This window comes from Algibacter pectinivorans, from assembly GCF_900112595.1.
Taxonomy (GTDB): Bacteria; Bacteroidota; Bacteroidia; order Flavobacteriales; family Flavobacteriaceae; genus Algibacter_B; species Algibacter_B pectinivorans.
On record NZ_FOMI01000007.1, the window covers coordinates 39832 to 53803 of the forward strand.

Annotated in this window: 12 protein-coding genes and 1 tRNA gene; 1 reads left to right on the plus strand and 12 read right to left on the minus strand. The window is 31.3% G+C overall.

What is annotated here, in order from left to right; all coding sequences use genetic code 11:
* Positions 1-120 precede the first annotated feature (120 nt).
* A complete protein-coding gene (locus BMY96_RS11105; protein ID WP_349267211.1) occupies positions 121-816 on the minus strand; it encodes an NAD(P)H-dependent oxidoreductase in 696 nt (231 codons plus the stop codon).
* Between the two features lie 122 nt (positions 817-938).
* On the opposite strand from BMY96_RS11105, the gene BMY96_RS11110 reads away from it, so the two are divergent.
* Positions 939-1023: transfer RNA gene (locus BMY96_RS11110), tRNA-Ser, on the plus strand.
* Positions 1024-1150: 127 nt separating this feature from the next.
* Here BMY96_RS11110 and BMY96_RS11115 read toward each other — a convergent pair.
* The 11 genes from BMY96_RS11115 to BMY96_RS11165 all read right to left on the minus strand — a co-directional run bounded on the left by BMY96_RS11115 (position 1151) and on the right by BMY96_RS11165 (position 13972).
* Positions 1151-1858 carry a M48 family metallopeptidase gene (locus BMY96_RS11115; RefSeq protein WP_092852150.1) on the minus strand — a complete coding sequence of 236 codons (708 nt, stop codon included), beginning with the start codon at positions 1856-1858 and terminating at the stop codon, positions 1151-1153.
* Positions 1859-1861: 3 nt separating this feature from the next.
* Entirely contained in the window at positions 1862-5116 is a 3255-nt protein-coding gene (locus BMY96_RS11120) for a type I restriction endonuclease subunit R (RefSeq protein ID WP_092852152.1), read from the minus strand.
* 166 nt (positions 5117-5282) lie between these two features.
* Entirely contained in the window at positions 5283-5795 is a 513-nt protein-coding gene (locus tag BMY96_RS11125; RefSeq protein ID WP_092852154.1) for a hypothetical protein, read from the minus strand.
* Positions 5795-6532, minus strand: a complete 738-nt coding sequence (locus tag BMY96_RS11130) for a DUF3800 domain-containing protein (RefSeq protein ID WP_092852156.1) — start codon at positions 6530-6532, stop codon at positions 5795-5797. Before BMY96_RS11130 ends, BMY96_RS11125 begins: the two co-directional genes overlap by 1 nt.
* 6 nt (positions 6533-6538) lie before the next feature.
* On the minus strand, positions 6539-7762 hold the full coding sequence (locus BMY96_RS11135; RefSeq protein ID WP_092852158.1) for a restriction endonuclease subunit S: 1224 nt from the start codon (positions 7760-7762) through the stop codon (positions 6539-6541).
* A gap of 1 nt (position 7763) precedes the next feature.
* Entirely contained in the window at positions 7764-9248 is a 1485-nt protein-coding gene (locus tag BMY96_RS11140; RefSeq protein WP_092852160.1) for a type I restriction-modification system subunit M, read from the minus strand.
* Between the two features lie 54 nt (positions 9249-9302).
* A complete protein-coding gene (locus BMY96_RS11145; RefSeq protein ID WP_092852162.1) occupies positions 9303-9914 on the minus strand; it encodes a TIR domain-containing protein in 612 nt (203 codons plus the stop codon).
* 2 nt (positions 9915-9916) lie between these two features.
* Positions 9917-11407, minus strand: coding sequence for an SIR2 family protein (locus BMY96_RS11150; protein ID WP_092852164.1), 1491 nt, complete (start codon positions 11405-11407; stop codon positions 9917-9919).
* 210 nt (positions 11408-11617) lie between these two features.
* On the minus strand, positions 11618-12187 hold the full coding sequence (locus tag BMY96_RS11155; RefSeq protein WP_092852166.1) for a restriction endonuclease subunit S: 570 nt from the start codon (positions 12185-12187) through the stop codon (positions 11618-11620).
* A gap of 424 nt (positions 12188-12611) precedes the next feature.
* Positions 12612-13361: a relaxase/mobilization nuclease domain-containing protein gene (locus BMY96_RS11160; RefSeq protein ID WP_092852168.1), complete on the minus strand. Its 750-nt coding sequence runs from the start codon at positions 13359-13361 to the stop codon at positions 12612-12614.
* On the minus strand, positions 13358-13972 hold the full coding sequence (locus BMY96_RS11165) for a hypothetical protein (protein ID WP_092852170.1): 615 nt from the start codon (positions 13970-13972) through the stop codon (positions 13358-13360). The genes BMY96_RS11160 and BMY96_RS11165 overlap by 4 nt, the downstream gene beginning before the upstream one ends.

Sequence of the window (13972 nt, forward strand, 5' to 3'; positions counted from 1 at the left end):
TATGTTGATTGGGACCTTGCCTTTGCGTTAGGGATTGTAGCGGCATCCTTTTTTTGCTGCCATATATGGCAAAAAAAGATATAGCGTAAAGCCCGACCCTTGTGGTAACGCCCAAATTATTTATATGTTTATTACGGCTTCTTTGATTGGTTTTCTAACTTTTTTTAGGGTTGAAAACATGTCGTCTTCTGCCCGATACCCGATGGGTAAAAGTAATACGGATTTTAGTCCTTTTTGGTTTAATTTAAGGGTTTGGTCGTATTTGGCTGGTATAAAGCCTTCCATGGGGCAGGAATCTATTTCTTCCATGGCGCAAACGGTGAGCAAGTTTCCTAGCGCAATGTATGCTTGGTTTTTGGACCACTCTTGACGTTCTTGCTGCGATTTACCTTGCATCATGCTTGCTAAACCTTCGCGGTAGGGTTTTAATATGTTTTCGGGCGTGTTACGAATGTTTTTTATGTTTTGGTAATAGTTGGAAACATCGATTTCCTCTATATTATCTTGGATGCAAATGACCAATAAATGCGAGGCATCTAGCACTTGTTTTTGATTGTATGTGTGCGCTACTAGCGGCTCTCTGACTGTTTTACTCTCGATTACAACTAGTTTTATGGTTTGTAGACCAAATGATGTTGCGGTTAAATTGAAGGCTTCTGTTATGATATTTAATTTGGCCTTGGTGAGTTTTTTAGTGGCGTCGAATTTTTTTGTTGCATAGCGCCACTTTAGCTGTTGTATGGTATCCATTAATGTGTAATCTATTTTTGCAAAAATAGGGTTTGCTTTTCTATTTATTATAATAATAGCATGCAAAATATACACATTTTGAAGCACTTAAAATTTATTATAAAAAAAGTTTAGATTTTATTTGAATACAAGTAAAAAGGCTCTTATATTTGCACCCGCATTCAGGGAATACCTGATGAGGCACTCAAGGAGAATTGGCAGAGTGGTCGAATGCGGCAGTCTTGAAAACTGTTGAGGGTCACACCTCCGGGGGTTCGAATCCCTCATTCTCCGCAATGTCAATTGACAATCAGTTAGTTGTGAGTTTGACACCCAATATTACACCCAATTCTATTAGAATTGGGTGTTTTTTTTGATGTAAATAATTATCTCGTTTCTTTCAATTTGGATGTAACTCTAGTTAAGATAAAAGTTTCTCCAGCTTTTCTTTTGAATCTTTCCAATTAGGTAGTTTTTTATCTAAAAGATTATAGAATTTATTACTATGGTTATGATGTGCTAAATGACATATCTCGTGTACGATTACATAATCTATACATTCTTTTGGAGACTTAATTAAATCTAAATTTAAACTAATTGTTCCATCTTTAAAGCAACTTCCCCATCGGTTATTAAACCATTTATAGTTTAATGAAGTATCTTTTTCTGATAGTTCTTTAGCTAATTCTAATCTATTTTCAAAAAGATTTTGAAAATGTATAATAGCTTTAGATTTGTACCACTCTTTCAGTTCTTTTTCAATAGCTTTTTTATTATTTTTATCTTTTGTGTTAATTAAGATATAGCCTCCTTTTAGCTTGACTGAATTAGTATTTGATTCATTTATTTTTAATCTATAATTTTTACCTAGATACAAATGGCTTTCTCCACTTTCATATAGCTTTTCTTTTGCTCTAGGTTCAAATAACATAAAGAATTCTTTTTGCTTATCTATCCATTGAGCTTTAGACTTTACTTTTTCAGTTACTTTTTCATAAGGCGTTTCTATTGGTGCTGTGACAACCGTTGAACCATCTGGATACACCTTAATACCTAGCGTCTTCCTTTCATTTCGCTTTAAGCAAAAATCAATTCTAGAATTACCGTATGGAATACTTTTTAACTCCATGACTTATTTATACTTTTCAATGGCTATTTTTATACATTCTTCAATAAGGTAATCTATCTTACCCCAATCTGTATCTAAATCGAATTTTTGATGTAAATCATAAATAGCATCACCTAACTCTATATTGATTTTCCCTGTAATATCTTCGTTTTTATGCCAGTCAATTATCTTTTTTTCATTTAGATAAATATGTTCTTTCACTATATTATCAATAGCTAAACTTATTTCAATATGGAATGGTGTTTTTAATAATTCAACATCTTCAAAAACCGAGCAGCTATAATTATAAAAAGCTATAGCCACCGTGTTATCTGCTAATTCTTCTGGAGCATCTTTAGAGCGACCATTAAAAAATTCATCTTGGTATTCTTTAGTTTTTTTTAAGTATTCAGCTTCGTCTATACGTCTTTGATGGTAGGCTGCAATAGTTTCTTTAATAAGGTCTGCCAGTTTTCTATAATAAATAGGGTCTTCCTGCATCTTTATATTGATAGCCTTAACTGTTCTACTAGCAATATGATCTGCTTGAGCAGCTTTCCCTTTAATATTTTCTACCTGTGCATCACGTTCTTCTTTGTTAAATATATCAACCAGCTCTGTGATTTTCATCACTTCGCCATCAGTTGTAATATGCTTATTAATAAGTTTCTGAATTTGTGGTTCAAACTCTTTATATGCAATATCATCATTGTAACGTCTAGTAACATCTACACGTAATTTCAAAAAGAACTTTGCATCTCGCTTGTAGTTGTCTATCTTCTTTTTATCTGTATTGGTAACAAAATCTACTGAAGAAAGTGCTAGTTTTAAAAGTCTTGCGAACTGAGACACTTTAGTATAAAACTTGTTTCTTACGTCTTCAGGCGACAAGTGTTCTTCATATGCAGTTGTTTCTAAATGTTTTCCTTTTAAAGTTTTAAAAATATCCCACAATTCTGAGTGTGCCTGCGGTAGTTTGGCAATCTCATCTTTAATATTGGTTAGTGTGCCTTCTAAGTCTTCTTCTTCAAATCCATCTAAATTTGAATAGGTACTTAAAGCAGTATCCAAATTTTCAAGATTACCATAATAATCTACAATATAACCATAATCTTTACCAGGATAAACACGATTTACACGTGCTATGGCTTGTAGTAATGTGTGTTCTTTAAGCGAACGGCATAAATATAAAACGGTATTGTTTGGTGCATCAAAACCAGTTAAAAGCTTTGCAACAACTATTAGTATTTCTGGTTTATCACGTTTTTTAAACTGATTGATGATACTTTTTTCGTATTTCTTTAGATCACCATACTTATCTATCATCGCATTGAGATAGGTGTCTTCTCTTCTTTTGTCTTCGTTTTCATTAAAATAACCATCTTCTGTTCCTTCTCTTTGGTCAGATTGCGTTACTACAACCTCAGAATCCACCATTCCGATTTCATCTAAAAATTCTTTGTATTTTAAAGCTGCTTTTATGGTTGGTGCTACTAATTGTGCTTTTGGTTTATAATTGTCATTATGTGTTTGAAAAAATGCTGTATAATGCTCGCTAATGTCTAATGCTCTGCACATAATAACTTCATCTGCTTTATTCAATTCATTTACAGTATTGAATTTTTGTTTCAACTTTGCACGCCCACGTTCTGAAAGATTATTACGCTCTACTAGTTTTTCAAAGTAGGTATTTAAAGGAGCTTCATTTAACATTATATGTGTATGTCTTCCTTCATATAATAATGGTACTACAGCACCATCTTCAACAGCATTTTTTACGGTATATGCTTTGCCTATATAGCCTCCAAATTTATTAGCAGTACTTTTTTCTTTTTTCATTAAGGGTGTACCTGTAAAAGCTAGAAAACAAGCATTAGGAAATACACGTTGCATACTTACGTTAAACGTACCGTATTGCGTTCTGTGTCCTTCATCAATTAACACAAAAATATCTGATGAAGTAAACGGTTTCTTGTTGTTTTTTACCGCTGCTTCAAACTTGTTGATAATGGTTGTTATAATTGCGTCATTACTATCTTCTAATAACTCCGTAAGGTGTGCACCTGTCTTAGCTTGACGTACTTCTTTTTTACATTTTTTAAAAGTATCTGAAATCTGATCATCAAGGTCAACTCGGTCTGTAACTAAAATTATTTTAGGGTTTGAAATATGAGGATTTGACGCTAACATTTGCGCAAGCATTACCATAGTCAATGATTTTCCACTTCCTTGCGTATGCCAAATAACGCCTCCTTGACGTTTACCAGTTTTATCAAATTTAGTGACACGATTAATAGTGTTGTTAACGGCAAAATATTGTTGATATCGTGCTACTTTTTTAGTACCATCATCATAGAGTGTGAAGTTTAAAATTAAGTCTAGTAAACGTTCTGGACGACATAAATTATAGAGTAATTTATCTTGTTCTGTAAACAAACGTTCTTCTGTGTCTATGCTATCAAAAGTTTTTCGTATATATTCAGTACGTTCTTCAAAAACCATATTCTTTTGGTCTTCATCTAAAGATTTGTTTTTAAGTTTTTTTAACTTAGACCAATATGCTTTTTCGGCTTCTCCAGATGTAAATTGTTCTGTCCATTTTGCCCAAAATTCTTTACTTGTATCTGTAGTTGCATATTTACCTTGGTTGGTTGCGACACTTAATAACAAACTAGAATACACGTATAAAGACCGAATACCTTTACTGCCAAAATTTCTAATATGCTGTTCTATTGCTAAGTCTACTGGAGGTTTTGTGCCACCTAAAGAAGGGCTTTTACATTCTATAATAACAGAAGGAATTCCATTAATAAACAACACTAAATCTGGTCTGTAGGTATCTGTTCTAGCGGTTCTTAATACAGGAAACTCTTCGGTTACGTGATACACGTTGTTCTCAGGTTTTTTCCAGTCTATAAAATTTATATTATGGCTTTTTTTATCGCCATCAATACTTTGCTCAAAAGCTTTACCTAAAGTAATTAAATCGTAAAAGGCTTTGTTTGCGTTGATAAAACCATCTTGTATAGGTAGATCTTTTACTGCTAAAACAGCTGAGTTAATGTTAGCATCTGAAAAGGCATATTGCTTACCACGACGATTAATTTTATTGATCTTCTGTAATTGTTTGCGTAACACTTCTGTAAATAAAACTTGTGCCTTTCCGCCCCTCCATTGTTCTGCTTGCTTTGGAGATACATAGTTATACCCCATATTAATGAGTAGTTGCAATGCTGGTATTTGAGAAACATTATCTTCTATATATGATGGTGTACTCATAGTATATTTTTTACATTATTGTTAATAACTTTGTTTGTATTACAAATTTTTGTAATTTTGCAATGTCATTACCCAAAGGGTAAAGGACTTGGCTTAGCACTTGTTGCATCAGTCGTATTGCCTTAAGATACGTACCTCGCTTACGAAGTGAGGTTTTTTTTTGTCTTTAATTTTTGTAATCATTATACCAATTATTAAATCTTGGTTTTTCTAATTCATCTACTTTAAACGCTGTAACTAGCTGTAAATTAGTGGTTATTTCTCTAATAATTACCACATAATCTTTTTCGTGTAACCAATAGTATTGTTGGTTTTTACCATTAGCATGTACACGCTCAAAATAACGAACTCTAGCATCTTCTTTAAAATGAATTACTGGCTTTATCCAGTGAATTTTATTCGTTCTTTCAGGGTCAAAATATCGTTTTTTAGAATGCTTACTTTCTCTAGTGCAAATATGCTCAAAACCAACAGGTTTTCCTTTAAACAAAGGATGTCTTGACTTCCTTTTATCATAAGCTACTTGTATCTTGTTGATAAAAATAGGTTCGTCTATCATATCTTTTTTAAACACACCATAGAGTTTATACATTTGTTCCTTATCTGGTCCATCTAGGTCTAAATATTCAAATAAATCTTCTACAAGGTCTAACTCGTGTTCTTCCTCAAAATAATTCATTACTGTTTGTTTTGAGTTTGAATTTGAAAATCGAAAATATTAAACTTCTCTTCAAACGGAGCTGTACCATCGTCTAACTGATAACCAGATTTTTGTTCTAAATACGCTACAATATCTTTTTTTACCTGTGATGATGTTGCTAGTAAATGCAAGCCTCTTGCTTTATAGGTTATGGCACCAATAAAAAAATCGGCTAATTGCAAAAATTCATTTTCGTCTGAGCGGATGTGCTGAAAAAAATTAAAAGGAGAATCTCTATTGTATTTTTGCCTGTATTCTTCATTTAAACGCTTGTCTAACTTGGTTAAGCGTTCTTTACCTCTGGTATCTTTAATGTCTAAAACTACCTTATGTGGATTTTCTAAATAGTTTACCCAAGGGTTTCTCAGTAACAAAAAAACAAGTGTGTAGTAAAACGAGTTGTGGTCGCCTCTATTGAATTTAGAATGGTCTAGTTGTGCTTTGTTTTTTACCAAAATGGCTCTAAATTCTATATTATTTTCAAAAAAGAAATCTATAATCGCTTTATAAAATGGTAAACGATTGTTAGAGAGTTTATTCCATTTAATTTCTGTAGGCGCTTTATATTTTAATTTAATTTTTTTAAGCTCATTTTTATACAAAACATAATCTTTAGATGCTATTTTGGTATAACCAATACACATTAATGGGTGTATGTCATTTTCTAAATGACAGCTTTCATCTATATAAATGTTATGTTGGTATGCTGTTGTCATATTAATCTATTTTACTCGCTTTTTACCCGTTAATAATTGCTGCATTAAACCTTTTTTCTGTTCTTTCAATTTCAATAAATAGGCTTTCTTTTCTTCAATTTCTACATCAGCTAAACCAATAATTTTTGAAATTTCTTTTTGTTCTTCTATAGATGAAGGAGCATTGAATCTCACAATTTTAAAATCTTTGAATTTACACATCCAAGTATCACTAACCATTCCTTGTGAATTTCTGTAAAACTTATGTATCATATCATCTAATTTAAATAGATGACTAAAAAAGACTGAATCACAATTTTCTTTAGGTTTTAATATAGTATAAGCAGGACTTACAATACCTTCAAGTTGTGATAATGCACTTCTACCTTGCCACATACGCATCGTATTGTATCCAATATCTCCATTACAAATTCGCTTATATTTAGATTTATTAGAATTTGAAGTATCTTTTTTATTAGAATCATCTTGAGGATAAACACCTTCTTTACCAACTGATAGCAATGGTAAATTATCTAAACCTGTTTCTTTTCGTTCCGTAAAATAACTTCCTAATTTATCTTCCTTCCACTCCTCACTAAACCCAGACAATCTTTTTTTACCAGACAACAACGCTTGCATTAACCCTTTTTTACGCAATTGTAATTTTTCAATAAGGTTTTGGGTAGTTTCTATGGCTTCATCCCATTGCGAGAGGATTTCTGCTATTTTTTTTTGTTCTTTTAGAGGGGGGAGAGGTATTTTATAAGTAAATAGTTCTTTCAAAGTTATGCTAACTTGATTAGCATTACCTCTGACTATAGTTTCAATAAAATTGAGATATTTTTTTAATTTAAAATTATGATAAATGTAGTTTTGATTAACTTTCTCTTTTATTCCCCTTAGAATTACTGCATTTTGATTGAGAAGTGCACCTTGATGTTTTTTTTGAACTTTTATTACTTTACCAACCATCGAGTCATACATTGGTGGTTTGGAGCCAACAGTAGTAAAAACCAAATCACCCTCCATTAATTCCCATTTTTTATATTCTCCACTTTCATTACTAACATAAATAGGGTTATCGTCCTTTATAGTATGCGCATTGGTATCTGAAATCCTTATTACTCTGGAGCCTTTATTAGTGTAATTAATTGATTTAAATGCATAGCCTTTTGTATAAGATGTAATATCCCCTAGATTTACAAGTTTCCATGTATTCGGTATTGAAGTCTTAGTTTTTGTTGCTCTCATTCTAATATCCCATTTCTTTCAAATAAACCTCCATCTGTGATTCTACCTCGCTTAATTTCGCTTTCAAGGCAACTATTTCTTTTTGAGTCTCGACAATATCGACAGGCTCTTCTTCTACAAACGTATCAACATATCTAGGGATATTAAGATTGTAGTCGTTCTCTTGTATTTCTTCTAATGTAGCAATATGGCTGTATTTATCTACTGTTTTCCATTCGGCAAAGGTGTTGTAGATTTTATCTACATCTTCCTCGCGTAATCTGTTTTGGTTTTTACCGTTTTCAAATTCGTTACTGGCATCTATAAATAAGATATCTGTATTGTTTCCTTTATTTTTGTCAAAAATTAAAATAGAAGCAGGAATACCTGTACCAAAAAATAAATTTGCAGGTAAACTAACCACTGCTTTTAAAAGGTTTTCATCAATCAATTGCTTACGTATTTTACCCTCACTACTTCCTCTAAATAACACGCCGTGTGGTAAAATAACACCTGCTTTTCCGTGTTCGTTTAAGGTTTCTATCATATGGGTAATAAATGCATAATCACCTTTGCTTTTAGGTGGTACACCTCTATGAAAACGGCTGTATCTATCAGAAGAAGCATCTTCTGCCCCCCATTTATCTAAAGAAAACGGTGGATTTGCTACTACAATATCAAATTTCATTAAAGCATCATTCTCAACCAATTTTGGAGAGTTCAAGGTGTCTCCCCATTCTATAGTGGCATTATCCATTTCGTGCAAGAACATATTCATACGTGCCAATGCATAAGTAGAACCATTTACTTCTTGCCCATTAAGCGAAACATTAGTACTGCCAACCTCTTTTGCTACTTTAAGTAACAGCGAACCAGAACCACAAGTTGGGTCGCAAATACGGTCTCCAGCTTTTGGTTCTACCAATTTTGCTAATAATTGAGATACTTGTGATGCTGTATAAAATTCTCCTGCTTTTTTACCTGCGCCAGCAGCAAAGTTTCCAATCAAATACTCATAAGCGTCTCCAATAACATCATTACCAACAAGGTTAGATGGTCTTAGGTCTAATGCTTTGAAATCATTTAGTAAATGCTGTAAACGTCTGTTTCTATCCGTTGTTTCTCCCAGATTTGCTTCACTATTATAATCGATGTTTCTAAACACCTTTTCTAATTTGCTTCTATTGGCTTCTTCTAAGGCTTCTAGTCCAATATTAATAATGTCTCCTAAATTGCTTTCGTTACGTTTTTCATATAGATAATCAAAAGACGATTTTTCAGGCAACGAAAAACGCTCGTGTTTTAAAGCACGTTCTATTCGCATTTTATCTCCATTATACTTTTTCTCGTATTCTTCTTTTTTCTCTTTGTTTACATCACTTATGTATTTAATAAAGAGCATTGTAAGTATGTAGTCTTTGTATTGCCCTGCATCTACTGTACCTCTAAAGGTATCGCAGGCTTTCCATACTTTATTGTTAATGTCACTTTGTGTTAGTTTACTCATTTTTTATTTTTTTAAAGGAGCGATAGCTTCCTATCGCTCCTTATTAGTTTTATTTTATCTTGATTTTTTCAAATTATAATTACCAGTCGCTTTACTTTTATCATATGCATTTTCAATATAATATGAAGGATTTTGCAAAAATCCTTCTTCATCTATTAAAGCAATGTAAGAGCCATTCAATTGGTCAAAAGATTGACAGGTTGGACAAGAATATTTATCATCTGTATCTAAATTATACCTATTACTATTAATGATGCTATAGAGTTTTGAATCGTCTATATATCTAGTTGAACAACCATCAGCGTTCTGATTACTACTAACGAGCCAATCGTAACTGCCATTGTGTTTCATAATTACACCAACAAGTCCATTAGTTCTAGAGGTTGTAGATTGTCTTTTGTATTCTTTAAGAGAATACTCAATTTCCCAATCAATCCAATTACTGTCTTTTATGTTTGGAGATATAATTACTATCGTAACTGATGTGCCAAAGATTTTATCTTTCAAGCTGTTCTTAATTCTATCAACGGTTTCACCAGACATATCAGGAGATTCTGCAGTCTCTCCCGAATAATACCTTGCATCATCACCTAATTTTTCAATGATGGCATCCCTTAAATCTTGAGCTTCGCTATGCTTGTATGAAATAAATGTTTCTCTAGCCATAATTATTTTTTTAAGGTTTTTAATAATTCCTTTAAAATCTTGACGGCTCTTGCGAAAGTGGTTTTCTCATCCGCTAACTCTTTAAGTATTGGCATTACGACATCTGGATTATCGTAATACTCCTTTGGAGCTTTTGAAATAACATCATAAATACTTTTGGAAGCTGAACCTGTTAATCCTATTGGAATACACATACATCCATTTTGATGCGCAATTTCAAATTCATCCATCATACCGCTAGCTTCAACAATCTCTTCATCTACTAGCTTATTTCCAAAAACAAAAATTGATATTCCACATTGTGAAATCATCTTTTGCCTATAGTCCGACCACAACTCTTTTAGGTTTTTAGAACCAGTTTCAAATTGTGGAAATGGCTTTAAGATTAGTTGACTTTCGGAGTATTTATTAGGTTTGCTTTGTATGGTTTCTAACGCACCATTAATTACGGAACTTCCAATACCCCAACCAAAACCATTAACTATCTTATAGTTATTCTCAATTACTGCTTTAGATAAATTATGCACAAAACCGATAGCATCATGCTTATTATGAGGTTCGTATGTTTCTGCACTTCCTGATATGAAAATTGTTCTTTTCTTATATCTAGCTTCTATTTCTTCTAGAATACCTGTTATATCACTATAACTATCTACAAGTAAAGTTTTAATTCCGTACCTTTTTAAATCGTTAATTGTAAGTGATTGCCTTCTGTTATTGTAATCTAAAGCTGCTTGGTCAGAATTAAGAGAATCCCCTAATTCGTGTCTTTTTACAAAACAGTAATGTGTTCTTTTATTTTTACTAAATCTAAAATTCAAACGACTTAAAACATAATCAAGATTTGGGTCAGTAAAACTGAAACCAATGAATAAAAATGTTTTTGTAATTAATTCACCACTTAAAGCATTTAAAAATGGCTCGTGGGTTTGGTAATATTGTTCGTATTGCTCTTTAGTTAAAATTGCTTCATCTGGATGATTAACATCACCGTGCATTTTATATACTACTAAGTCTCTTTTGGGTTTTGTGGTAAGTAACTGATTATTCATGTACTTAACATCTACTACCTTATTCTCTTTTAAATAGGATTTCTCAATCAACTTATCATAGTTGGTCGTCCAAATAGATGAAACTGGAAGTCTCGAAATAACTCTGTGATTTTCCGTTTCATCAGTGTCTTCTGTAAATTCATCTAATATTTTTTGATTTAGCTTAGATCTATTTTGATTTTCGTTGACGTGATACTGAGCTATAGAAACTAAATCTTTTTCTTGATTAATATCTAAACCTAAATCCTGAGCAATTTCACTCATTAATTCAGGCCAATTTACGTAACCAGCAGGTATTGATAGTCCTGCTCCAGCAAAGATGGATGCAACACCTTCATTAAGTTTTTTTACATAATCATTTATAAACACCTCAATTTCAGGTGAAAATTGTTTTTTTACTTTGTCTTTTCCAGACGTGTTTTTTGCATTGTTTTTATGCATTTTCTAATAATTTAAAATACACTCAATATCTCGGAGTAGAGCGTGTGAATCCGAGTCTATACATATCGCAATTTGGATATGTCATAAGATTGGTATACTTTTGTTTTTCCAAGAACATTGTTTTTATCAGTTCGGTTGACAAACCACTGAGAGCAAACAATACCAATCTAAAGTCTTCAAGGCGACTAGCTTTAAAGGCTTTTTTTTGTCTTACAGTTTAATTTTATTTGTTATTAATTCGTTTAAAATTCCCTTTTTCAGCGCTTTTTTCTTTTCTAATAGTTGATTTGTTAATGCTATTTCTTCTTCAAGAAGATCTAGTACATCAATAACTTTTTGTTGTTCTTCTAAACTCGGTAATGGTATTTCAAAATCTAAAACATCGTTTTTGGCAATAGATGTTATAGAAGATCCCACACCAAGTAATTCTAACTCGTATCTTTTTCGTTCAGAATTAAGTACAGCAGCCAAATAGCGACTGTCAATCAATGTTGCATCTGCTCTAATAATGTAAAATAATGAGCTAGGAACAACTTTGCCAAATGACTCATTGTAACTCCAGGCAAAAATTCGTTGTCCTTTTCCAGTAAGAATCACATCATTAGGTTGTAGTAAAAATTTTGTATCTTTACCTGTAATTTTGATGAAACTATCATCAAATAGCGTTGGATTTAAGAAATTATCAAAATGGCCAGTAGTAAGATATTTGGTATCTCCATTCTTGCTTTTTTTCTTATAAAGTCCAAATTGAACTTCTGCTATTTGATTAATGTTTGTCATAAAATTTCTTTGTAATCGTTTTCTAATTTGACACAAAGGTAGTGATATTTATAATTAAAAAACAAGTATTTTTCTTTGTAATTGATTTCTAATTTATGAAAAAAATATAATTTACTGATTTTAAGTAGGTTGTGTTGTGTTTTTTTTCAGTGTAATTCAATAATAAAATATTTATCTTTTAAATACATCTAGAGAATTAGTTTTTCCGTTTTAAAAATCAGTTGATTTTTATTTAATTTAACTAGCAAAAATCAACTGATTTTTAAAATGAGCCTAAGCGGCAGGCGTCACGTACTGTTTATCTTTTTATATAAAAGTGCATTTATATAAAAAAGAAAGTTCTAAGTATATAAAACTACAAAAGTATAAAGCTATAAATATCTATTTATAGCTTTATACTTTGTTCTATGTTTTAATCAAAAATTCACATTTTAAAACCCCTGTTTTTTTTATTCATTCGTTTTTCTTGTTGTTCGTAAGATAAAAGTTTCTCAATACCTCTTAAAGATAGTTTTCTATCTATTTCAGAGCCTTTTTTTCTTACTCCTTTAGCATCAATAAAAGAAATACCACGACCTATTTTAGTTTGTATATTTTTATTTTTAAGGATAAAAACAACATCTTCAATACTATCTGAAATATCTATTGCAGAAAAAATAGCTTCCTTAAGGTCTGTAGTATGTTTGTTATTAGGAATAAACTCTTGATTCATTTTTAATGCTTCAAGCTTTCTACCAACTTTTCGTAAGTTATATTCTTTTTCGATTACTCTAGAAAAATCTTGACTTTTATAATGTGTATAGCTATTTGAGATCGCTAAATTATTATCCCCAATCCTTGTACTCACTATATGAATATGTTCTTTATCTGTGTTTTTTTCATGTAGATAAACTGCAAACAGATTGTCTTGAAAACCTATTTTTAAAGCATATCTATTGGCAATATCAATCCAATCTTGATTGTTTAGCTTGCCTTTATCTTCTGGAGCTGCTCTAATTTTTATATGAAACGTTTTATTAGTACATCTATCATTCTGTGTTTCTTTTTCTTTCATTTGATTATAAATATCATTTGCATTACCAAAACATTTATTGGTAGTTAAAACTTCTCCACCTTTTTCACAGTACAATAAAGCGTTTTTGGTAAAAGAAATACTTTGTAGCTTTGTTATCATCTTCCTTTTTCTAAGTCCTCTAATTGTTTTTCTAAAGCTTCTTTTTTTAGTTGAGTATTGTATTGTTTACTTAGTTTATGCATATACCGTAATAATACCGTGTCTTTTTGCTGAATATCATTTAGTATTGAAGCAATGTTTTTAGATGTTTTATTATTTTTAGAATAAGCATCTAAAAAAAAATACTCGTAGAACAACTTATATTCGTCTCTTTCGGTTTTAAGTTCACTGTTTTCATTTAGATAACTTGGTATGTACTTAAACCCAGAAAAAGCTATTAAAATAAAAGTGATAATTGAAAGCAAAAGTTTAGATGTAAACGGAGTGTCTTTACCAAACAGATAATATTCTTTTTTTTGATTAATTATGTTTGGTTCATTACTTAATGATTTTATAGATTCTTCTATTTTTATGATACTAAGAAATGCACTTGTTTGATTTATATTTAACTTATGTTGCTTCATAAGTATTTGTTTTTGTGATTCTATGAATTCTCCAAAAATTTTGTTGTCAATTTTATCTTCTCTTATAGTGTTAATATTACTTTCTAGAGTATCTAATTTGTCACATACGTTTTGCATTAAATACAATACTTTTTTATTTTCTTCCAT